The organism is Prauserella oleivorans, from assembly GCF_042685745.1.
In the GTDB taxonomy this organism is placed as follows: domain Bacteria; phylum Actinomycetota; class Actinomycetes; order Mycobacteriales; family Pseudonocardiaceae; genus Prauserella_A; species Prauserella_A oleivorans.
This window is the reverse complement of the sequence record NZ_JBHUNT010000001.1, coordinates 4,785,034-4,806,561: the sequence shown is the minus strand read 5'-3', so window position 1 is coordinate 4,806,561 and position 21,528 is coordinate 4,785,034. Positions and strand designations below refer to the sequence as shown.

The 21,528-nt window shown below is 71.8% G+C and carries 22 protein-coding genes and 1 pseudogene; 10 read left to right on the top strand and 13 right to left on the bottom strand.

All coding sequences use genetic code 11. The features are described from left to right. Positions 1 to 25: 25 nt before the first annotated feature. From ACFSZT_RS23640 to ACFSZT_RS23600, 9 genes are all read right to left on the bottom strand, one after another. Entirely contained in the window at positions 26 to 1,033 is a 1,008-nt protein-coding gene (locus tag ACFSZT_RS23640; protein WP_377383883.1) for an amidohydrolase family protein, read from the bottom strand. Next, on the bottom strand, positions 1,033 to 1,572 hold the full coding sequence (locus tag ACFSZT_RS23635; protein ID WP_377383885.1) for a 3-hydroxyanthranilate 3,4-dioxygenase: 540 nt from the start codon (positions 1,570 to 1,572) through the stop codon (positions 1,033 to 1,035). Before ACFSZT_RS23635 ends, ACFSZT_RS23640 begins: the two co-directional genes overlap by 1 nt. After that, positions 1,569 to 2,006, bottom strand: a complete 438-nt coding sequence (locus ACFSZT_RS23630; protein ID WP_377383888.1) for a RidA family protein — start codon at positions 2,004 to 2,006, stop codon at positions 1,569 to 1,571. Before ACFSZT_RS23630 ends, ACFSZT_RS23635 begins: the two co-directional genes overlap by 4 nt. Next, a complete protein-coding gene (locus tag ACFSZT_RS23625; protein WP_377383890.1) occupies positions 2,003 to 2,779 on the bottom strand; it encodes a 2-keto-4-pentenoate hydratase in 777 nt (258 codons plus the stop codon). Before ACFSZT_RS23625 ends, ACFSZT_RS23630 begins: the two co-directional genes overlap by 4 nt. 146 nt (positions 2,780 to 2,925) lie before the next feature. Then, positions 2,926 to 4,398, bottom strand: a complete 1,473-nt coding sequence (locus ACFSZT_RS23620; protein ID WP_377383893.1) for a 2-hydroxymuconic semialdehyde dehydrogenase — start codon at positions 4,396 to 4,398, stop codon at positions 2,926 to 2,928. After that, the gene (locus ACFSZT_RS23615) at positions 4,395 to 5,711 is read right to left on the bottom strand and encodes an FAD-dependent oxidoreductase (protein WP_377383896.1); all 1,317 of its coding nucleotides are present in this window, start codon (positions 5,709 to 5,711) and stop codon (positions 4,395 to 4,397) included. The genes ACFSZT_RS23620 and ACFSZT_RS23615 overlap by 4 nt, the downstream gene beginning before the upstream one ends. After that, on the bottom strand, positions 5,708 to 5,860 hold the full coding sequence (locus tag ACFSZT_RS23610) for a hypothetical protein (RefSeq protein WP_377383899.1): 153 nt from the start codon (positions 5,858 to 5,860) through the stop codon (positions 5,708 to 5,710). The genes ACFSZT_RS23615 and ACFSZT_RS23610 overlap by 4 nt, the downstream gene beginning before the upstream one ends. After that, the gene (gene kynU, locus ACFSZT_RS23605; RefSeq protein WP_377383902.1) at positions 5,857 to 7,095 is read right to left on the bottom strand and encodes a kynureninase; all 1,239 of its coding nucleotides are present in this window, start codon (positions 7,093 to 7,095) and stop codon (positions 5,857 to 5,859) included. Before kynU ends, ACFSZT_RS23610 begins: the two co-directional genes overlap by 4 nt. Before the next feature lie 11 nt (positions 7,096 to 7,106). Next, complete coding sequence (locus ACFSZT_RS23600) at positions 7,107 to 7,631, bottom strand: tryptophan 2,3-dioxygenase family protein (protein ID WP_377383905.1); 525 nt, start codon at positions 7,629 to 7,631, stop codon at positions 7,107 to 7,109. Between ACFSZT_RS23600 and ACFSZT_RS23595 the strand changes: the two genes are divergently transcribed. The 5 genes from ACFSZT_RS23595 (at position 7,526) to ACFSZT_RS23575 (ending at position 11,139) form a co-directional block, all read left to right on the top strand. Next, positions 7,526 to 8,398, top strand: coding sequence for an oligopeptide/dipeptide ABC transporter ATP-binding protein (locus tag ACFSZT_RS23595; protein WP_377478347.1), 873 nt, complete (start codon positions 7,526 to 7,528; stop codon positions 8,396 to 8,398). The two genes, ACFSZT_RS23600 and ACFSZT_RS23595, sit on opposite strands and share 106 nt — an antisense overlap. After that, positions 8,395 to 8,715 (top strand): TIGR04076 family protein, encoded by a 321-nt coding sequence (locus ACFSZT_RS23590; RefSeq protein WP_377383911.1) that lies wholly within the window; start codon positions 8,395 to 8,397, stop codon positions 8,713 to 8,715. Before ACFSZT_RS23595 ends, ACFSZT_RS23590 begins: the two co-directional genes overlap by 4 nt. Next, the gene (locus ACFSZT_RS23585; RefSeq protein ID WP_377383914.1) at positions 8,712 to 9,728 is read left to right on the top strand and encodes an LLM class flavin-dependent oxidoreductase; all 1,017 of its coding nucleotides are present in this window, start codon (positions 8,712 to 8,714) and stop codon (positions 9,726 to 9,728) included. The genes ACFSZT_RS23590 and ACFSZT_RS23585 overlap by 4 nt, the downstream gene beginning before the upstream one ends. Positions 9,729 to 9,768: 40 nt before the next feature. Further along, positions 9,769 to 10,488, top strand: coding sequence for an alpha/beta hydrolase (locus ACFSZT_RS23580; RefSeq protein WP_377383917.1), 720 nt, complete (start codon positions 9,769 to 9,771; stop codon positions 10,486 to 10,488). Between the two features lie 141 nt (positions 10,489 to 10,629). After that, a complete protein-coding gene (locus tag ACFSZT_RS23575; protein WP_377383919.1) occupies positions 10,630 to 11,139 on the top strand; it encodes a hypothetical protein in 510 nt (169 codons plus the stop codon). Positions 11,140 to 11,198: 59 nt separating this feature from the next. Here ACFSZT_RS23575 and ACFSZT_RS23570 read toward each other — a convergent pair whose 3' ends face one another. From ACFSZT_RS23570 to ACFSZT_RS23560, 3 genes are all read right to left on the bottom strand, one after another. Next, entirely contained in the window at positions 11,199 to 13,508 is a 2,310-nt protein-coding gene (locus ACFSZT_RS23570; protein WP_377383922.1) for an FdhF/YdeP family oxidoreductase, read from the bottom strand. A 135-nt stretch (positions 13,509 to 13,643) separates the two neighbouring features. Further along, a complete protein-coding gene (locus ACFSZT_RS23565; protein ID WP_377383924.1) occupies positions 13,644 to 13,793 on the bottom strand; it encodes a hypothetical protein in 150 nt (49 codons plus the stop codon). Positions 13,794 to 13,874: 81 nt separating this feature from the next. Then, positions 13,875 to 14,813: a LysR family transcriptional regulator gene (locus ACFSZT_RS23560; RefSeq protein ID WP_377383926.1), complete on the bottom strand. Its 939-nt coding sequence runs from the start codon at positions 14,811 to 14,813 to the stop codon at positions 13,875 to 13,877. 173 nt (positions 14,814 to 14,986) lie between these two features. On the opposite strand from ACFSZT_RS23560, the gene ACFSZT_RS23555 reads away from it, so the two are divergent. From ACFSZT_RS23555 to ACFSZT_RS23545, 3 genes are read left to right on the top strand one after another with little or no spacing between them, the layout of a single operon-like run. Then, positions 14,987 to 16,342 carry a CitMHS family transporter gene (locus tag ACFSZT_RS23555; protein WP_377478344.1) on the top strand — a complete coding sequence of 452 codons (1,356 nt, stop codon included), beginning with the start codon at positions 14,987 to 14,989 and terminating at the stop codon, positions 16,340 to 16,342. Positions 16,343 to 16,347: 5 nt separating this feature from the next. Further along, a complete protein-coding gene (locus ACFSZT_RS23550) occupies positions 16,348 to 17,673 on the top strand; it encodes an acyclic terpene utilization AtuA family protein (protein ID WP_377384181.1) in 1,326 nt (441 codons plus the stop codon). Then, positions 17,673 to 17,981, top strand: coding sequence for an AtuA-related protein (locus ACFSZT_RS23545; RefSeq protein WP_377384184.1), 309 nt, complete (start codon positions 17,673 to 17,675; stop codon positions 17,979 to 17,981). Before ACFSZT_RS23550 ends, ACFSZT_RS23545 begins: the two co-directional genes overlap by 1 nt. A gap of 125 nt (positions 17,982 to 18,106) precedes the next feature. Here the strand turns inward: ACFSZT_RS23545 and ACFSZT_RS23540 are convergent, their stop codons facing one another. Further along, entirely contained in the window at positions 18,107 to 19,129 is a 1,023-nt protein-coding gene (locus ACFSZT_RS23540; protein WP_377383930.1) for a zinc-dependent alcohol dehydrogenase family protein, read from the bottom strand. On the opposite strand from ACFSZT_RS23540, the pseudogene ACFSZT_RS23535 reads away from it, so the two are divergent. Both ACFSZT_RS23535 and ACFSZT_RS23530 read left to right on the top strand, forming a co-directional pair. Further along, positions 19,130 to 19,950, top strand: a pseudogene (locus ACFSZT_RS23535) (MmyB family transcriptional regulator); the annotation flags it as partial. 303 nt (positions 19,951 to 20,253) lie between these two features. Beyond that, a complete protein-coding gene (locus ACFSZT_RS23530) occupies positions 20,254 to 21,480 on the top strand; it encodes an MFS transporter (RefSeq protein WP_377384186.1) in 1,227 nt (408 codons plus the stop codon). Positions 21,481 to 21,528: the final 48 nt, after the last annotated feature.

Sequence of the window (21,528 nt, the reverse complement as noted above, 5' to 3'; positions counted from 1 at the left end):
CAGCGCGCAGTCCGATCCGGACCGTTCACCAGCCGAGAAATCGCAGGGCGTTGCCGGACAGCAGTTTGTCGCGCTGCTTGTCGTCCAGGAACGTGCATTCGCGCACCACCCGGCCCGCCGGCCGCTCGCCGAGCGGGTACGGGTAGTCGCTGCCCAGCACCACCTGGTCGTCGCCGAGGGTGTCCACGAGCAGCCGCAGAGCGGCCGGGTCGAAGACGACCGTGTCGACCAGAAACCGCGCGGTGTAGTGGCTCGGCGGATGCTCCGAACGCCCGCGCACGAGGTCGCCCCGCCGCTGCCAGGCGTTGTCGGCGCGACCGAGCCAGAACGGGAAGCTGCCGCCGCCGTGCGCGAAACACAACCGCAGCGTCTCCGGCACGCGGTCGAACACCCCGCCGAGCACCATCGCCAGGATCGACAGGTGCGTTTCGGCGGGCATGCCCGTGAGCCAGCGCGCCATCCACCGGTCCAGCCTGGGCCCGGCGGGCATGTCCCAAGGGTGCACGAACACCGGCGCCCCGGCCTCCGCGCAATGCTGGAGGAAGGTCACGACACCCTCGTCGTCGAGGTCGCGGTCGCCGACGTGGTTGCCGATCTCGACGCCGCGATGGCCGGCGGCGAGGCAGCGGTCCAGCTCCGCGCATGCCGCGTCCGGATCCTGCAGCGGCACCTGACAGAACGGGACGAACCGTGGATCGCCCGCCGTGACCTCCAGCGTGAGGTCGTTGAAGATCCGGGCCACCGCGGCGGCCTGCGCGGCCGGGCGCTCGTAGCCGAAGAACACCGGGGTGGGGGAGACGACCTGCACGTCGACGCCGTCGGCCGCCATGTCGGCGGCGCGGACCTCGCGATCCCAGCACGCCGCGCCGACGGGCCGGAACTCCGTCTCGCCGACCATGATCATCGCGTGCCGCTCGGAGTCGACGCGCAGCCACGGCCAGCCGGACCCGCCGCAGGTGGCGGACAGATCCGGCCAGCCGTTCGGCACCAGATGCGTGTGGACGTCGACGACCGGACCGGCCGCGGCGCCCATCACCCCTTCCCCGGGTGCAGGGCCCCGCAGGTGCCGCACGTGCGGGCGGCCTCGTCGGTGTAGAACGCCTCGAACACCGGCGGCAGGTCGGTGACGATGTCGCGCACCTGCAGCTCCACCTCGTGCACGAGGCCGCCGCACTGCTCGCAGTACCACTGGAACTTCTCGAGCGTGCCCTCCTGGCGCACCCGCTCGATGACGAGGCCGACCGAGCCCGGTTCGGGGCGCTGGGGCGAGTGCGGCATGTTGCCGGGCAGCACCCACATCTCACCCTCACGGACGTGCACGGTGCGCGGGCCGTCCTCGGTCACCACGTTGACGTGCATGTTGCCCTTGATCTGATAGAAGAACTCCTCGTACGGGTCGACGTGGTAGTCGGTGCGCTGGTTGGGACCACCGACCACCATCACGATGAAGTCGGAACTGCCGGTGAACAGCTGCTTGTTGCCGACCGGCGGCTTGAGCAGGTGCTGATTCTCGGCGAGCCAACCCGGGAAGTGCACGGGGCCGGTGATCGCGGCCGGAAGCGTCTCGCTCATGTCAGGTGTCCTTCCTCTGTCGCGCCGGGTAGGAGAGCGATCGCCTGCATCTCGATGAGCAGGTGCGGATGGGGGAGCTGGTGCACGGCCACGGTGGTGCGCGCGGGTCCGGACTCGTCGAAGAACTCGGCGTAGACCTCGTTGTAGCCGCCGAAATCGTTCATGCTCACCAGATACGTCGTCACCGACACGAGGTCGCTCAGACCGGCGCCGACCTCGTGCAGGATGTCGCGGAGGTTCTCCAGCACCGCGCGCGTCTGGACGCGGATGTCGAGGGTCGTGGTGCCCAGGGCGTCGGCCTCGGCGCCGGCGATCGTGTTGTCCGGACGGCGGCTGCTCGTGCCCGACACGAACGCGAACCCGCCCGCGACCTTGACGTGCGGGAACCGGCCGCGCGGGGTGGCCTTGCCCGGCACGATCCGCGCCCCGGTCATGGCTGCGCCTTGAACGAGACGGAGCCGAGCGTCTCGACGACGGCGCGCACGCCCGCGCCGGCGGGCAGTGGCTCGGCCGGGGTGGCCGCGCCCGCGAGCAGCACCCAGCCCGCCCGCAGCCGCACGCCGCTGTGGTCGGCGAGCCGGACCGCCTCGTCGAACGCGCGGCGCGGATCGCCCAGGATCGCCGCGGCCGACCCGGTGTGAACGGCCGCGCCGTCGATCTCCAGGGTCACGGCCAGCCCGGCGAGGTCCCCGGGCACCGGCCGCCACGCGCCGACGGCGTAGCCGGAGGCCGAGGTGTTGTCGGCGATGACGTCGGGCAGCGTGAACCGGAAGCCCGCGTAGCGGGAGTCGATGAGCTCCACCGCGGGCGCGACCGCGTCCACCACGTCGGCGAAGGCGTCCCCCGGCGACGCGTCGCGGCCGATGCGGAAGGCCAGTTCGGGCTCGACGCGGGGATGGATGCGACCGGCGAGCGACACCGATCCGCCGTCGGGGATGTGCATCGCGTCGGTGAGGCGGCCCCAGATCGGCGCGTCGACGCCCATCTGCGTCATCTTGGCCTCGCTCGTCAGCCCCATCTTGAGTCCCGTGAGCCGCTCGCCGCGCGCCAGCCTGCGCTCGACCAGCGCCGCCTGCACGGCGTAGGCATCGGCGGGGGACGCACCGTCCAGATCGGGCAGGCGCTCGATCGCGGTGCCGCCGATCGCCGCGTCGTCGAGGACCGTCGCCAGCCGGGCGATGTGGTCGGGAGCCAGTGCGCCGTTCATGAGACCTCCTGTGTCCTGCGGGGCACCCGCACCCGGTCGGTCGTCGTGATCGGGGGTGCGCGGATTGTCGATCACGAGACCTCCTGTGTCCTGCGGGGCACCCGCACCCGGTCGGTCGTCGTGATCGGGGGTGCGCGGATTGTCGATCACGAAACCTCCAAACAGACGTTGGTGTATTCGCTGTAGAAGTCCAGCGAGTGCGTGCCGCCCTCGCGGCCCACGCCGGAGGCCTTCATGCCGCCGAACGGCGTGCGCAGGTCACGCAGGAACCAGGTGTTGACCCACACGAGACCCACGTCGAGTGCCGATCCGGCGCGGTGCGCCCGGCCGACGTCCCGGGTCCACACGGTGGCCGCGAGCCCGTAGTCGCTGTCGTTGGCCAGCGCGAACGCCTCGTCCTCGTCGTCGAACGGCGCGACGTGGCAGACCGGCCCGAAGATCTCCTCGCGGTTGGTGCGGGCGTGCGCGTCCAGCCCGGTCAGCACCGTGGGCCGCACGTACCAGCCGCCGTCCCGCTCATCGCCGAAGCTCGGGGTGTCGCCGCCCGCCAGCACGGCGGCTCCCTCGGCGCGGGCCAGTTCGTAGTAGCCCAGCACCTTTCGCCGGTGCTCCTCGGAGATCAGCGGCATCGCTGTCGTTCCGGCGTCGGACGGCCAGCCGAACACCTGCTCGCGTGCCCGCGCCGCGAGCCTCTCCGCGAACTCCTCGAACACCGGGCGCTGCACGTAGAGCCGCTCGGTGCACAGGCACACCTGGCCTCCGTTGGTGAACGCCGACCGCACGCTGCCCTCGACGGCCGCGTCGAGATCCGCGTCGGCGAACACCAGGCCTGCGTTCTTGCCGCCCAGCTCGAACGACACGGTCTTCACGCCGTCGGCCGCCGCTTTCGCGATGGAACGTCCGGTGGCGGAGGCGCCGGTGAAGGTGATGGCGTCGACACCGGGATGCCGGGTCAGGAACTCGCCCGCCGAGCCGGGCCCGAAGCCGTGCACGAGGTTGAACACCCCGTCGGGCACGCCGGCCGCGACCAGAATCTCGCCCAGCAGCGTCGCCGAGGACGGGGTCTCCTCGGACGGCTTCACCACGACGGCGTTGCCGCACGCGAGCGCCGGAGCGAGCTTCCACGTCAGGAGCAGCAGCGGCAGGTTCCACGGCACGATGACCGCGACCACGCCCGCGGGTTTGCGCACCGCGTAGTTCAGGGCGCGTCCGCCGCCCGCCGTGACCGTCGTGAACGACGGCGCCGGGGTGCTCGTGACGATGTCGGCGAACGCGCGGAAGTTCGCCGCCGCCCGCGGCACGTCGAGCGTCCTGGCCTGGACGAGCGGCTTGCCGGTGTCGGCCATCTCCGCGGCGACGAGGTCGTCGAACCGGCGGTCCAGCTCGTCGGCCACGCGGCGCAACACGGCGGCGCGTTCCTGCTCGCCCATCCGCCCCCACGGTCCGCGCAGCGCCGCGCGCGCCGCGGCCACGGCGGCGTCCACTGTGGCCTCGTCGGCCTCGGCCACCGTGGCGACGGTCCGTCCCGTCACCGGGCTGCGCTTGTCGAACCAGCTGTCCCCGTCGACGAACTCGCCGCCGACGACGTTGCGCAGCACCCGAACGTCGGTGATGGTCACTGTCCCGCCCTCCTCAGGCATGCGGCCGCCGTGATGCCTCCCGCCAGCAGTGCGGCGATCCCGCCGACGGCGCGCTGCTGGCGCCGCACCCGGCGCCGGACGTCGGCGTAAGGCACGGTGGAGAACGACACCAGCTCGTAGCGCGACACATACCGCCCGGGCAGCGCGCGTTCGAGGGCGTGCTCGACGGCCTTGGTGAAGCGAAACACCGGCGAGGCCACCTTGTCGCGCATCTCGACGAAGTTGTCCAGCGCCATGTCGGCGATCGCGTCGGTGTGGACCTTCCGGCGCCGCTCGAACAGCGGCAGCGCCTGCGCCCACGTATCCGTCTCGTCCAGGCAGCGGTCCAGCACCACGACGTCCTCGAACCCGCAGTTGGCGCCCTGGCCGTAGAACGGGACGATCGCGTGTGCGGCGTCGCCGATCAGGCACACCGTGCCGCCCGCCTGCCACGGTGTGCAGTGCACCGTGCCGAGCAGGCCGACCGGGTTGGCGAGGTAGTCCTCGACGAGGTTCGGTGCCAGCGGCACGAGATCCGGGTAGTAGTCCCGGAAATGCCGCTCGATCGCGGCCGGGCTGCTCAGCGACGCGAAGCTCTCCGTGCCGCCCGTCGGCCAGAACAGGGTGCAGGTGAACGAGCGGTCCGGGTTCGGCAGCGCGATCATCATCGACGTCCCGCGCGGCCAGATGTGCAGCGCGCCGGGGTCCAGGGCGAACTCGCCGTCCACGGACGGGATGGTGAGTTCCTTGTAGCCGTGGTCGAGGAAGTCGAGCGTTTCGTCGACGCCCTCCTGCGCGAGCAGCTGCCCGCGCACCGCCGAGCCCGCGCCGTCCGCGCCGAACACGACCCGCGCCTTGGCGTGCGTCTCGCCGTCCGGGGTGGCGAAGGTCAGCTCCCCGGTGCCCGTGTCCAGGCCGGTCAGCCGGTGCTCGAACCGGACGCTCACGCCGGACGCCGACTCCGCCGCGTCGAGCAGCGTGTTGTTCAGCGCGCCGCGGCTGATCGAGTTGATCGCCCGCGTGCCGTCCGCGCTGTAGGGCTGCAGGCTCACCTCGCCCGAGCGCGCGTGGATCATGCGGCCGCGCATCGGCAGCGCATCCGCCATGACCCGCTCCTCGAGGCCGACGCGACGGAGCGCGTCGAGCCCGCGCTCGGAGATGGCGAGGTTGATCGACCGGCCGCGCTCGGCGACGCCGGTGCGGGGGTCGGGCCGGCGTTCGTAGAGCACGACCTGGTGCCCGCGCCGGGCGAGATAGCAGGCGAGCAGGCACCCGGTGAGCCCCGCACCGACCACGGCGACGTCGTCGGTCATGACACCTCCTGTGTCTTGCGGGGCACCCGCACCCGGTCGGTGGTCTTGAGCGGGAGGGGCCGATGGTGGCTCATGACCACCTCCTGTGTCTTGCGGGGCACCCGCACCCGGTCGGTGGTCTTGAGCGGGAGGGGCCGATGGTGGCTCATGACACCTCCTCGCTCAGGGCGTCGGCGGCACGCCAGCAGTCGTGGTAGGTCGAGTACAACGGCACCGGCGCGAGCCGCAGCACGTCCGGTTCGCGGGCGTCGGTGATGACGCCGTGCTCGTGCCGCAGCCGCCGCGCCAGCTCGGCCGCGCTGCCCCGCTCGATGCGCAGGGACAGCTGCGCGCCGCGCCGCGCGGGGTCGCGGGGGGTGAGGAGGCTGAGCGGCCGCCCCGGCGTGAGCTCGTCGAGCAGCCCCTCCAGGTAGCCGGTGAGGCGTTCGCTGCGGCGGCGCAGCGTCGTCATACCGAGCTGGTCGAACAGCTCCAGCGACGTGCGGACCGGGCCCATCGCGAAGATCGGCGGGTTGGAGATCTGCCAGGCGTCCGCGCTGGCCGGTGGCCGGGCGACGGGCGCCATCTCGAAGCGCGTGCCCGCGTCGGTGCTCCACCAGCCCTCGAAGCGGGTCAGCGTGGGGTCGCCGAGATGCCGCTCGTGCACGAACACGCCGGCGAGGGCACCCGGCCCGGCGTTGAGGTACTTGTACGAACACCAGGCGGCGAAGTCGGCGCCCCAGTCGTGCAGGTGCAGCGGCACGTTGCCCGCCGCGTGCGCGAGATCCCAGCCGACGACCGCCCCGGCGGCCCGCGCCGCGGCCGTGATGCCCGGAATGTCGAGCAGCTCGCCGGTGAGGTAGTTGACGCCGCCGAGCAGCACCAGCGCCACCGTGTCGCCCTCCCGGCGCAGGTAGTCGAGCACCTGCTGCCCGGTCTCCAGGCGCACGACCGTCTCGTCGGGGTCCAGGCCGTGGAAGCGGGCCTGGCTGCGCACCGCGTAGCTGTCGGAGGGGAACGCGGAATCCTCGATGACGATGCGGACCCGCTCCCCGCGCGGCCGGTAGAACGACACCATCAGCAGGTGCAGGTTCACCGTCAGCGAGTTCATCACGACCGTCTCGGCGGGCAGCGCGCCTACCAGCCGGGCGGCCGGCTCGGTGAGCAGCTCGTGGTAGGGGTACCACGGTCGTTTCGCCTCGTGATGGCCCTCGACGCCGAGCCTGGCCCAGTCGTCGAGGTCCTCGAGCAGCTCGCCGCGGGTCGCCCGAGGTTGCAGGCCCAGCGAGTTCCCGGCCAGGTAGGCCGTGTCGGGGTAGCGGCCGCCGTCGGCGGGCGGGACGAGGAACAGCTCGCGCCATCCCGGGTCGCTCCGGTCGAGCTCTCTGGCGTGTTCTTCTGTCATGGCGTCGTTCCTCACACGTGTGTGCGGGCGGACCACAGCTCCGGGAAGACCACCCGGGCCATGCTCCGCTCCAGCCAGCCGATGCCGTTGGTGCCTCCGGTGCCGGCCTTCGCGCCCATCGCACGGCGTACCGCGCTGAGATGACGGTAACGCCATTCGGCGAATCGTTCCGCCACTTCGGTCAGCGCTTCGGCGAGCAGGCGCAGGTGGTTACCGGGCCCGTCGTCGCCGAGGACGGCGACCCACGCCGCCTCGACGGCGGGATGCGGTTCGTGCTCGACGGAGAAGTCCCGCTTCAGCAGGTCGCCCGGGATGTCGTGGCCGTGCCGGGCCAGCGTGGCGATCGCGTCGTCCCAGACGCTCGGCTCGGTGAGCTGCAGCGCCTCGTGCTGTTCGGGGTTGCCGGGGCCGGGTCCGCGCGGTCGACGGGGTGTCGCTGGGCGTGCGGCCCGGCGAGATCGTCGGTCTGGTGGGCGAGTCGGGGTGCGGCAAGTCCTCGCTCGCGAGGGTCGCGGCCGGGCTGTCCGCGCCCACACACGGCGACGTCAGGTTGCGCGGAGAGCCGGTGACGCCGCTGGGCCGGCGCAGGCGCGGGCGTGCCGAGATCGGTCTGCAGATGGTGTTCCAGAACCCGTACTCGTCGCTCAACCCGCGCCGCACGGTGCTCAGCCAGCTGCTGGACGGCGTGCCACCGGACGTCGGGCGCGAGCCGGGCCGGCAACGGTACGCGCTGGACCTGCTCACCCGCGTCGGACTCGACGAGTCCGCCGCGACGCGGTTCCCGCACCAGTTCTCCGGTGGGCAGCTGCAGCGCATCGCGATCGCCCGCGCCCTGGCCGCCCGCCCGCACGTGCTGATCGCCGACGAGCCGGTGACCGCGCTCGACGTGTCGTCGCAGGCGCAGGTGGTGGAGGTGCTCTCGCACCTGGTGCGAGAGCTGGACGTCGGGATGCTGTTCATCTCCCACGACCTCGCACTCGTGCGCAGGCTGGCCGACGTCACCGCGGTGATGTATCTCGGCCGGATCGTCGAGACCGGACCGACCGAGCGGCTGTGGCGGGACCCGAAGCATCCCTACACGCGGGCGCTGATCGAGGCGATCCCCAGCGCGGACCCGGACGCCGGGCTGCCGCGTGTGCTCGCGGGGGAGCCCGGCGACCCGGCGGCCGTGCGCACCGGTTGCCGGTTCCGGGCCCGGTGCCCGCAGGCGTTCGCCGCCTGCGCCGAGGAACCGCGACTCTCGGGTGACGACCACACGGTCGCCTGCTGGCTGGACGCCGACGACACGGGAAGGGCGGCATGACACAACCGGACATGAGCTTGTGGGACCTGCGGGTGACCGTCGAGCGCATCGAGGGGCGCTCGGTGTGCGGAATGGCCGTCGGCGACTACTTCGAGCTGACCAACAGCGCGGAGTTGCGCATTCCCGAGGGCAAGCACTTCTGCGTGTACGCACTTCAAGCCGCGCTCCCGCTGCTGCCCGCGAAACAACGCGACCTGCCCGAGGGCGACTGGCTCGAACGGGACAGCCACGTCGCCTGCCCGGATCCCGAGGAACGGCTCGTCATGCGCGTCGACCGCACCCGGCGGTGTGCCCTGAACTCCGGCGACCTGACATGAGTCGCGTGGAGATCGGGCTCGGCCTGCAGAGCAACCTCCCGTTCCCGGAGTACGCGCGGCTCGCGACGGCCGCCGAGGCGCACGGCATCGACGTGCTCAGCGTGTTCGCCGACCTGCTGTTCCAACCGCCGCTGCCCGCGCTGCTGGAGATGGCGCGGGTCACCGACCGGGTCCGGCTGGGCGCCGCCTGCTGGAACCCGTACTCGATGCACCCGTACGAGATCGCCGGCCAGCTCGCGGCGCTCGACTCCGCCTCACACGGGCGCGCCTACCTCGGGCTGGCGCGGGGGACCTGGCTCGGCGACATCGGGCTCACGCAGCCGAGGCCGCTCACACACCTGCGCGAGGCGGTGGAGTTCATCTACCGGCTGCTGGCCGGTGACGGCGCCGGATACCGGGGAAAGGTCTTCGAGCTGGCGCCCGGCGCCGCACTGCGGTACGAGACGCACCGACCCGACCCGCCGCTGTTGATCGGCGCGTGGGGCCCACGGGCCGTCGCGATGGCGGGCTCCCTCGCCCACGAGATCAAGATCGGCGGCACCGCCAACCCCGCGATGCTGCCGGTGATGCGCGGGCGGCTCGAACCCGGGGAGCTCGTGGCGGGCCGGGAACCCGGGGAGGTCCGTATTGTCGTCGGGGCCGTCACGGTCGTGGACCTCGATGGTGCGGCGGCGCGGCGCCGGGCGCGCCGGGAGGTCGCGATGTATCTCGGCGTCGTCGGTGACCTCGACCCCACCGTGGACGTTCCGCACGAGCTGCTGGCCGAGGTCAAGGCCCGCGTCGCCGCCGGGGACCACGACGGTGCCGGTTCGCTGATCTCCGACGAGCTGCTGGACCTGTTCGCCTTCTCCGGCACGCCCGACCAGGTCGCCGCGCAGGCGCAGCGGCTCATCGACGCGGGCGCGGGCCGCGTCGAGTTCGGCACCCCGCAGGGGCTCGACACCCGGCGCGGGATCGAGCTGATCGGGAGCAGGGTGCTGCCCGCGCTCGACCGGTCGGCCGGGAGAGGATGACGGTGAGAATGGCGATGACGACGCAGTGTGGGAGGCCGTGATGGACCGTTCCGTGCTCACGCGCTCCGCGCCGGAGCCCGACCGCACGTTGCGCTACGGCGAGGCGCCCGAGCAGGTGGCCGACGCCTGGTTGCCCGGCACCGCCCGCCACCCGCTGTTGATGTTCGTCCACGGCGGGTACTGGACTCCGCAGTACGACCGGACGCACACGCGCCCGCTCGCGGTCGCGCTGCGCGAGGACGGCTGGCCAGTGGTGTCGATCGAATACCGTCGGGTGCCGGGCAAGCCGGACGATCTGGTCGGCGACGTGCGGGCGGCGCTGGCCGAGCTGCCGGGGCAGCTGGGCGCCCGTGAGGTCGTGCTCGCCGGCCACTCCGCGGGCGGGCATCTCGCGCTCTGGGCGTCGTCGGCCTGTCCGCCGGCGGGCCTGCTCGGCACGCTGGCGCTCGCCCCGGTCGCCGACCTGATGCTCGCGCACCGCCTCGGGCTCGGGGACGGTGCGGTGGCCGCGTTCCTCGGCGGGCCGCCCGACGACCGTGCCGACCTCGACCCGGTACGGATGCCGGCTCCGGAACGGCCGGTCGTCCTCCTGCACGGCGCCGAGGACCGGCTGCCGGTGGCGGTCAGCGAATCCTATGTGGACACCCATCCGGGCGCGAAGCTCGTCGTGGTGCCGGAGGCCGCGCACTTCGAGATCATCGATCCGCTCAGCGCGGCGTGGCCGGCCGTGACGGCGGAACTGGTGGCACTCGGGTCCTGAGGTCGCCGACGGCCCCGTGGGCGAACCCGCGTCGCCGTTGTGGGTCCTCCGTGCGGGGGAGCGCCACACCGCAGGGAACGACATCGTTCGGCGTCACGTCGCACCGGTGAACCGACCCGGTGAGCGAAGGAGATGGTGCACGTGCGCAGGACTCCTGGACTGGTGGCTGCGGCCGCGGTCCTGGCACTGACGGTGGCGGGCTGCTCGGACGAGGGCAGCTCCGAGCAGGATTCCGGCCCGCCGCCTGTCCCGAGCCAGAGCGCTGCCGCGCCGGGTCAGGGTGCCTCCGAGGGCGAGGTGGACACGACCGACCCACAGTCCGTCGCCGAGGCGTGGGGCGTGGCGCTGGCCAACGGCGACTGCGAGGCAGGCGCCGCGATCCACCTGCCCGACGACAACCCGATCCGCTGCGAGGAGACCGAGGACCACAACGACTGGGTCGGCATGGCGGAGCTCGGCCTGAGGTTCAAGTCCGCGACGCCCAACGCCGGGGACTCGACGGCGACCCGCAAGAACTTCGACCTCCAGCTCAACCTGCCCGACGGCAGCATCGTCGAGGACGTGGTGATCCTCGAGAAGTCCGGCAGCGAGTGGCTGGTCTACTCGGCCGGGCCGTACCCAGGCGACTACGACGAGCCATCCGACTCGTAGGCCGGAGCGCCAACCACGATGCCGGAGCCACGGACTCGTCGGCGGGAGCGCCCCGCCGCCTACCGTTGCGTGGCCGGTTCGAGCCGGATGACGACGGACTTCGACGTCGGTGTGTTCGAGACGTCGGCGACCGAGTCGAGCGGGACGAGCGGGTTGGTCTCCGGGTAGTAGGCGGCGGCGCAGCCGCGGGCGGTGGGGTAGGAGACGATGCGGAAGTTCTCCGCACGCCGCTCGGTGGTCACGCCGTCGGTGGTCCATTCGCTGATGAGGTCGACCAGCTGCCCGTCGGACAGGCCGAGGTCAGCGAGGTCGTCCGGGTGGATCATCACGACGCGGCGGGCGTTCTCGATGCCGCGGTAGCGGTCGGAGAGCCCGTAGATGGTGGTGTTGTACTGGTCGTGGCTGCGCAGGGTCTGCAGCAGCAGGCGGCCCTCCGGCACGCGGGGGTAGACGAGTTCGTTGACGGTGAGGTTCGCCTTGCCGGTGTCGGTGGTGAACTCGCGGGCGTCGCGGGGCGGGTGAGGCAGCACGAACCCGTTGCGGGTGCGCACGCGGGTGTTGTAGTCCTCGCAGCCGGGCACCACGCGCGAGATCGCGTCGCGGATGGTGTCGTAGTCCGCCTCGAACCTCTCCCACGGCACGGGGTGGTCCGGGCCGAAGGTGGCGCGGGCGAGCCGGCAGACGATGGCGGGTTCGGACAGCAGCTGCTCACTGGCGGGCTTGAGCCGGCCGCGGGAGCGATGCACCACCGACATGGAGTCCTCGACCGTGACGAACTGGGTGCCACTCGCCTGTACGTCGCGTTCCGTGCGGCCGAGAGTGGGCAGGATGAGCGCGGTCGCGCCGGTGGCGAGGTGGGAGCGGTTGAGCTTGGTCGAGACCTGCACCGTGAGGCGGCAGCGGCGTAGCGCGGCCTCGGTGACCGTGCTGTCCGGGGTCGCGCGGGCGAAGTTGCCGCCCATGCCCATGAACACCCGGATCTCGCCACGGTCCATGGCGCGGATGCCGTCGACGGTGTCGTAGCCGTGCTTGCGCGGGGAGGTGATGCCGAACTCGGTGTCCAGCGCGGCCAGGAAGGACTCGGGCATCTTCTCCCAGATGCCCATGGTCCGGTCGCCCTGGACGTTGGAGTGCCCGCGCACCGGGCACACACCCGCGCCCGGCTTGCCGATCATGCCGCGCAGCAGCAGCAGGTTCACCGCTTCGCGGATGGTGGGCACCGAGTGCTTGTGCTGGGTCAGCCCCATCGCCCAGCACAGCACGATCCGCTGCGAGCGGGCGAACAGCTCGGCGACTTCGTCCAGCTGCTCACTGGTCAGACCGGTCGCGGTCAGCAGCTCCTTCTCGTCCACGTCCCGGGCCTGCGCGCGGTAGGCGTCGAACCCGTGGGTGTGGCGGTCGAGGAACTCCCGGTCCAGCACCGTGCCGGGAGCCTGCTCCTCCAGTGCGAACAACCGTGCCGCGATCGCCTTGAAGAAGGCCAGGTCACCGCCCAGGCGGATCTGGCAGAACACGTCGGTCAGCGCGGTGCCCTTGCCGAGCACGCCGCGCACGCCCTGCGGGTCCTTGAACCGCATCAGCCCCGCCTCCGGCAGCGGGTTCACCGAGACGATCCGCGCGCCGCCCCGCTTGGCCTCCTGCAACGCGGAGAGCATGCGGGGGTGGTTCGTACCGGGGTTCTGGCCCACCACCAGGATCAGATCCGCCTGGTGCAGATCGGCCAGCGACACCGAGCCCTTGCCGATGCCGATCGTCTCCGACAGCGCCGCGCCGGAGGACTCGTGGCACATGTTCGAGCAGTCCGGCAGGTTGTTCGTGCCCAGGCTTCGCGCGAACAACTGGTACAGAAACGCCGCTTCGTTGCTGGTGCGGCCGGAGGTGTAGAACAACGCCTGATCCGGCGAGTCCATCGCCTTGAGCTCGTCGGCGAGCAGCGCGAACGCCGCCTCCCACGAGATCGGCTCGTAGTGCGTGCCGCCCGGGCGCAGCACCATCGGCTCGGTCAGCCGGCCCTGCTGCCCCAGCCAGTAGTCGCTCTTGCCGGCCAACTCGGCCACCGGGTACCGGGCGAAGAACTCGCGCGTCACCCGCCGGGTCGTCGCCTCTTCCGCGACCGCCTTCGCACCGTTCTCACAGAACTCCGCCGGCTTGCGCCGCCCCTGCGGCTCCGGCCACGCACACCCCGGGCAGTCGAACCCGTGCCGCTGGTTCAGCAACGGCAGCGTCCTGACCGTTCGCGCCACGCCCATCTGCTCATAGGCACGCTTGAGCGACACACCCACCGCGGTCATCCCCGCGGCGTGATCCTCCACCTCACCGACCTGCAACGCGGACTCGTCGACGTCGGACAGCGGGGCTTTCCTGTTCACTGCACTGCCTTTCCGGACCAGCTGGGGATGCGGTCAGCGCGAGGCGGGGCCTGCGCGGCGCACCGGGGTCTGTTGCCTGGACGACGGCCGTGACCTCGGCAGAAGGCACGGGCCGGGACGTCGGAATGGCCGAGCTCACGGCATCGGCTGCTCCCGGGGCCGCGGCGAGGGCGTGCCCGCGAGGGGAGAGCGGGGGTGTCCGGCTGTCGCCGGAGCGCCGGGGTCGCCGGCTCCGCTGACGAGGACGACCTCGGTGCCGGCGACGTCGTCGTTGATCTCGTCCATCCCTTGCACTATGACACATGACCGCGCGGCCCGGGCCTGGACCACGGTCCCGACTGAGCGATCGGTCACCCCGGTCCGGCGTCACGTCCCGGTGGTCCAGCGGGCGCCGGAAGGCAGCTCCAGGTCGTGCGACGAGGCGTCGAGCAGGGTGTCCATGAGCGCTCGGGCGGGCCGGGACAGCGGGCGGTTCGGGTCGTGGACGAGGCAGATGTCGCGCTCCACCACCGGCCCGGTCGCGGCCCGCCGGTGCAGCGCCGCGAACCCCATCATGGGCACGACGAGTGCAGGCACCATCGACACCCCGAGCCCGGCAGCGGTCAGTCCGGCGACCGCGCCGATGTTGCGGGCCTCGGTGATCGGCCCCAGCTCCACACCGACGTCGGTGAGCGTGCGGTCGACGTAGGCGCGGATGCTGGTCCTGTGGTCGAAGGCGACGAACGGTTCCCCGTCAAGGTCGCGCCAGGTGAGGCGCCTGCGCTGGTCGAAGCGGTGGCCGGGCGGGAACACGCACACGAAGCGGTCGACCGCTATCCGCGTGGCGCTGAGGTTCGCGGGCACCGTGGGGGACACGGTGACCGCCAGGTCGGCGGTGCCGCCGAGCACGTGCGCGAGCACCTCATCCGCCAACCCGTCTCGCACGGACACCGTCACCTCCGGTCTGCCTTCCCGGAACGCCGACAGCACGGCGGGCAGCATGCTGCCGGCGAGCGACGGCAAAGCCGCGATCGCGACGCAGCCGCGGCTTCCTTCGAGGTAGCCCTGGAAGTGGTTGAGCGCGGCGTCGAAGTCGGCCAGCAGGCGGCGTGCGATCACGAGGAACTCCTCGCCGTCCGGCGTCGGACGCACGTGCCGGGTGGTGCGTTCGAACAGCGGAACTCCGATCCGGTGCTCGATCTCCAGCACCGCTCTGCTCAATGAGGACTGTGCGATGTGGAGCACGCGGGCGGCGGCGGTATAGCCGCCCGCGTCGGCCACCGCGACCACGACCCGCAGGTGCCGCACGGAGAGATCGATGCTCACGATGCATCAATCTATGCGAAACCAATGCTGGACGGTAGAAGGTCGGCGCTGCAGACTGGCGGGGCCGAGTCCCCGGAAGGCACCGTGGTGATCTTCGCCGCGGCCACCGGACCCTCGGCAACTCCGTTCGCTACGTGAGAGGTCCCGCGACAATGTTGTCTTTGCTGGGCTTTGTGACCGTCGGCGTGATCCTCGTGCTGTTGCTGACCAACCGGGTCGCCGCCGTGGTCGCGCTGGCCGGGGTACCGATCGTCACCGGCCTCGTGGCCGGGTTCACCCCCGCCGAGGTCGGTGAGTTCGCCGGCGACGGTATCGCCGACGTCGCCGGGACGGCGGCGATGTTCGTGTTCGCGATCGCCTACTTCGGCGTCCTGCGCGACGCCGGAATGTTCGACCCCATCATCAGGCGGATCGTCGCGTTCGCCGGAAACTCGCCCGCCACCGTCTGTGTCGCCACGACCGGGCTCGCGTGTTTGGCACATCTGGACGGTGCGGGCGCGACGACGTTCCTCATCACCATCCCGGCGATGTTGCCGATCTTCGACCGGCTCGGCATGAGCAGACTGCTCCTGGCGACCTGCGTCGGCCTCGGTGCCGGTGTGATGAACGTGCTGCCGTGGGGCGGTCCCACGGCGCGTGCGTCGAGCACAACAGGCGTGCCGGTGAACGACCTGTGGGTTCCCCTGATCCCCGCACAGGTTGCCGGCATCGTCGTCGTGCTCGTGATCGCGTGGCTGCTCGGTCGCCGGGAGAGCAAGCGGATCACCGCGCGTGCGGAGCAGCCCGTGGCCGTCGCCGCGGGCGGCGCCACGTCCGAGCCGCCGCCCGGTGGGTCCGCCGTGGGTACCGGATCCGCGGATGCGTCCGACCGGACCTCGGACCCGGCGGATGACCTTCGCAGGCCCCGGTTGTTCTGGTTCAACGTCGTGCTCACCGTCGTGGTGATCGGCTGCCTGGTCGCCACGGTCGCGCCGCCGGAGATGCTCTTCCTCGCGGGGCTCGTCATCGCGCTGATCGTCAACTACCCGGGACTCGCACGGCAGACGGATCGCATCGAGGCCCATGCCAAGGGCGCGATGCTGATGGCCACGACCTTGCTGGCCGCGGGCGTGTTCCTCGGCATTCTCGAGGCCAGCGGAATGATCGAGGCGATGGCGAGGACCGCGGCCGAGGCGATTCCGAGCGGAGCGGCGCCTGCGCTGCCGCTGATCGTCGGCGTGCTCGGCGTCCCGTTGAGCCTGCTCTTCGGTCCCGACGCGTTCTACTTCGGTGTGCTGCCGGTGCTGACCGGTGTCGCAGAGCAGTTCGGTATCAGCGGCGCGGACATCGCCCAGGCCGCACTCATCGGGGAGGAGACGCTCGGCTTCCCGATCAGCCCGCTGACCGGCGCGTTCTACCTGCTGGTCGGGCTCGCCGGCGTCGAGATCGGCAAGCACATCCGCAGCCTGCTCGGCTGGGCGTGGCTGGCGAGCATCGTCATGCTGGCCGTCGCGTTCGCCACTGGAGCGATCCCGGTGTGGGCCTCGTGAGCGGCATGGTCCGGCTGGGCGCGGGCGCGGGATTCGCGGGCGACCGCATCGATCCCGCCGTCGAACTGGCCCGGCACGGTGAGCTCGACTACCTCGTGTTCGAGTGCCTCGGAGAGCGCACCGTCGCGGCCGGGCACGCCCGCCGCCTGGCGGACCCGCGGGCTGGTTACGACCCGTTGCTGGCGGCCCGGTTGCGCGCGGTGCTGCCGTCCTGCCACGGGGCCGGTACGACCGTGGTCACCAACTCGGGTGCCGCGAATCCCGAGGCCGCGGGCGAGTGCGCGGTGCGTGTGGCCCGGGAACTCAACCTGCCCTCGCGGGTGGCGGTGGTCACCGGAGACGACGTCCTCGACCTCGTACGCAAGCGCGATCCGCTGGTGTGGGAGACCGGGACTCGGCTGTCGGCGATCGACGAGGAACTGATCTCCGCCAACGCCTACCTCGGCGCGGAGCCGGTCGCGGAGGCGGTGGCCGAGGGCGCCGACGTGGTCCTGACCGGCCGGGTCGCCGACCCGGCGTTGTACCTCGGCCCGCTCGTGCACGAACTGGGCTGGGATGTCGGCGACTACGACCTGCTCGGCAAGGCAACGCTGGTCGGGCACCTCCTGGAGTGCGCGGGCCAGCTCACCGGCGGTTACTTCGCTGATCCCGGCACGAAGCCGGTGCCCGATCCCGCCAGGCTGGGGTTCCCGTTCGCGGACGTCGCCGCGGACGGCACGGCGACACTCGGCAAGCTCGCGCACACCGGGGGGAGGCTGGACCCGAGAACATGCGGCGAGCAACTTCTGTACGAAGTGGACGACCCGGGCGCGTACGTGACGCCGGACGTCATCGCCGACTTCAGCGCCGTGACGTTCACGTCCGTGGGTCAGGACCGAGTGGTGGCGCGGGGCGCGACGGGCCGCGCGCGGCCGGACGAGCTGAAGGTGACCCTCGGGTTCCGAGGAGGCTGGCTCGGGGAGGGGCAGCTGACCTACGCGGGCCCACGGTGCCTCGACCGCGCGCGGCTGGCCGCGGACATCGTGCGCGAACGCCTCGTCACGGTGCACGGCGTGGCGGAGGAAGCCATCGGCATCGAGTACATCGGCGCGGGTGCCGCGTTCCGTGGGCTGAGCGACGCTGCCGATCCCGTGGAGGTGCGCCTGCGTGTGTCGGCGCGTGTCCCGTCGGCCGAGCTCGCGACGGCGATCGGCTGGGAGGTCGAGTCCTTGTACACCAACGGACCCGCCGGGGGTGGGGGCGCTCGCTCGGACGCGCGCGAGATCGTGGCGGTCCGCTCGTGTCTGGTGCCACGCGAGGACGTGCGGCCGGCGGTCAGGGTGGTGTCGTGATGTCTTTGCGGGTCGACGATGTGGCCGACGTGCGTGCCGGCGACAAGGGAGACATCCTGATGCTCGCGGTCTTCCCGCGCGAGAAGGAGTGGTTCGCGGTGCTCGACCGGTTGCTCACGGCCGAGGCCGTGCGGGCGCACTTCGCGCCACTGGTCACAGGCGAGGTGCGCAGGCACGTCGTGCCCGGTCTGCCCGCGCTGGTGTTCCGCCTTCCCGGTGTGCTCGGCGGCGGCGTCACCGGCTCGACCGTCCTCGACGGCCACGGCAAGACGCTGAGTTACCACCTGCTGACGCTGGAGCTGGGGTGAACGTGCGGAGTTCCCCGGAGAATCCGGTGTCCACATAAGACGGTCCAGGCCGACGCGAGCGCCTTCGGGTGCCTGGCTTGCAACCGTCCGGAGACGGCGACCAAGCCAGGGCACCGGGATGCCGCTCACGGCTGCAGCAGGACCTTCGTGGCGCGGCGTTCGTCCATGGCCTGGTATCCCTCGGCGGCCTGGTCGAGGGGCAGGGTGAGGTCGAAGACCTTCCCGGGGTCGATCGTGCGATCCCAGATGAGCTGGATGAGCTCGGGCAGGAACCGCCGTACCGGGGCCGGGCCGCCGAGTGTATGGATCCCGGCGAAGAACAACTCGATACCGGGAATCGCCACGTCGTAGTTCACGCCGACGTAGCCGAGATGGCCACCGCCGCGAGTGGCACCCACGGCTTGCATGAACGACTCCTGCGTGCCGACCGCTTCCACGACCGAGTGCGCGCCGAGCCCACCGGTGAGCTCCTTGATCCTGGCCACGCCCTCGTCGCCGCGTTCCTCCACGATGTCGGTGGCGCCGTAGTAGCGGGCGAGCTTCTGGCGTTCCGGGTGGCGGGAGAACGCGATGATCCGTTCGGCGCCCAGGTGTCTGGCCGCGAGGATCGCCATGAGGCCGACCGCGCCGTCTCCGACGACGGCGACCGTCTTTCCGGGGCCGGCCTCGGCCGCGACCGAGGCGAACCAGCCGGTGCCGAGCACGTCGGAGGCGGCCAGCAGCGAGGGGACCAGGTCCGGGTCCGGCCGGCCGGGCGTGGGAACCAGCGTTCCGTCGGCGAACGGGATGCGGGCCCGCTCCGCCTGGGTACCGATCGTTCCGGCGACCATCCGGGCGTTCACGCACTTGGACTGGAACCCGGCCTGGCAGATCTCACAGGTGTTGTCCGAGATCACGAACGAACCGACGACGAAGTCGCCGACCTTGACGTTGCGGACCTCGCTGCCGGCCTCCTCGACGACGCCCACGTACTCGTGTCCCATCGGGGTGTGCTCGACCGGCTCGACGCCACGGTAGGGCCACAAGTCCGAGCCGCAGATGCACGTGGACGTCACCCGGATGATCGCGTCCGTCGGCTCGACGATCCTCGGGTCGTCGCGTTCCTCCACCCGGACGTCACCGGGGGTGTGCATGACTACGCCACGCATATGCTCGTACTCCTCGCGGTCGGTCTGTTGGTCGCGATCGTGCTGACGCGGTGTGCGATGTCTCGTTCGGCGCTCTACGTGTCGCCCGTCGCGAGCCTGCTAAACACCCGCGCGCGGCTCATCGCGTCTCCGACGCCAATTGCGCGTCACCACGGCCTGGGAGGTCCTGTCGGTACCCGTCACCCGACACCACGACCCGCGCCCGCTGGGAGGCAGTCTGGGTGCCTCGCATGGTGGAGGACCCCCCACCGGTTCCCGGCACCGGCTTACGGTGCCTGCATGAGCACGAAGGCCGAGGTGAGGGAGTTCCGGATCTCCCGTCGCGCGAACGTCACCCCGCACCGCACCTGCCACCGCGACCGCGCGGAGGAGGCAGCCGTCGAAGGCGGTCCGCACATGTTGTCCAGCGTGCTGGACAACATGGCGCTGCCGGCGATCGTGCACAACGCCAACCAGGACCTCGTCGCGGCCAACCTCATGGGCCGCGCCCTGTACGCGCCGCATTTCGACACCGACGGCACGCCCAACGTCGCCCGGTTCGTCTTCCTCGACCCCCGTGCCCGCGACTACTACGTCGACTGGGCCCGCGCCCGCCGCACGACGGCCGCGATGATGCGGCTGGAAGCGGGCCGCGACCCCCTCAACGGCGAGCTCACCGCCCTCGTCGGTGAGCTCTCGGGGCGCAGTCCGCGGTTCCGGGAAGACTGGGCAGGGCACGACGTGCACGAGCACCGCACGGGGTGAGGTCGTTCCGGCACCCCGAGGTCGGGCTCATCGAGGTCGCCTTCGACGTGTTCGACCTGCCCGGCGAGCCGGGCTTGCACATCGTGACCTACAGCGTGCCGCCGGGCACCGATTCGGCCGACAAGTTCGCGCTGCTGGAGAGCTGGGCGGCGACCGTGGACACCGAACGCCGGAATCGGGCTGCGGCCACGGGCGGGCGGCGAGCGGGTCCACGTCGCCGCATCGGTGAGGTGACGCCCGCGGTCGTGCCCGCGGCACGGGCCTGTGGCCGAGCGGCCCTCGGGGACGGGGTGCCACGCCTGTCCCGGCCCGCGGTCAACGGGGCGGTGGTCACCGCGACACGGCCGGTGCGGGCGCATGGTCCGTTAGCATTGCTCAGCATGAGCCGGGAGCAGTCCGCCTTGCGCGTGGGGTGTGGCGCGATCGCGATCACGACGTCCACCGTGCTGCCGGTGTTCCTCGCCGGCGCGATGGCGGTGCAGATCTCGGCCGAGCTGGGCTTCGATCCCGCCGGCCTGGGTGTGGCCGCGGCGCTGTACTTCGGCGTGTCCGCGCTGGTGTCGTTGCCGGTGGGACGGATCGTCGAGCGCTTCGGCTCCGCACGGACGAGCCGGATCGCCGCGCTCGGCGCCGCCACGATGATGGTGCTGACCGCCGCTGTCCCCTGGAACTACGTCTCGTTCCTCGTGACCCTGCTGTGCAGCGCGTGGTGCAACGTCATGGGACAGCTGTCGTCCAACCTCACGCTGGCACGCGCGATGCCGGCGGGCCGCATGGGGCTTTCCTTCGGCGCCAAGCAGGCCTCGGTGCCGCTCGCCACGCTGCTCGCGGGCGCCGCGGTGCCGGCCGTCGGCCTGACCGTCGGCTGGCGGTGGGCCTACGTGATGGGTGCGGGGCTGGCGCTGCTGGCCCTCGCCGCCGCACCGCGCGGATCCGGGCCGCGCGCCCGCGACCGGAACGAACCCGTGGACCGGGCGACCGGGGCACTGTGGGTGATCGGTGCGGCCGCGGGCCTGGGGGCCGCCTCGGCGAACGGACTGGGCATCTTCCTCGTGTCCTCGGCCGTCGACCGCGGAATCGACCCGGCGCTGGCCGGGCTGGTCCTGACGCTGGGCAGTGTGGTCGGGCTGCTGATGCGGCTGCTGCACGGATGGCTCGCCGACCGCCGATCCGGCGGCCACATCGCGGTGGTGGCGGGGTGCCTGCTGTTCGGCGCGATCGGGCTGGCGCTGCTGGCCGTGCCCGGTCCCGTCTGGCTGGTCGTCGGCACCGTCCTGGGTTTCGGGCTCGGCTGGTCGTGGCCCGGCCTGCTGCAGTTCGCCGTCGTGCGGCTGAATCCCTCGGCTCCCGCGGGGGCGACGGCGATCATCCAGGTCGGTGTGTACGCGGGCGGATTCGTCGGGCCGATCGGTTTCGGGTTCCTGGCCACCCACGCCTCCTTCGCCTCGGCCTGGCTGGTGGCCGCGGCGGCCATGCTGGTGGCCTGCGGCGGGGTCCTGGTAGGCCGCCGCATGCTTCTGGCCTACACGGCACGGCGCAGGGCGGACGGCTTGGTGAGTGCTCACAGCGCCGGGCCGCCGGACAGCGAGGGCGACCGGCCCACCTGAGTGCATGGCCACGGTGCCCGCGACCGGGGTGATCGTCAGGCGGACGCG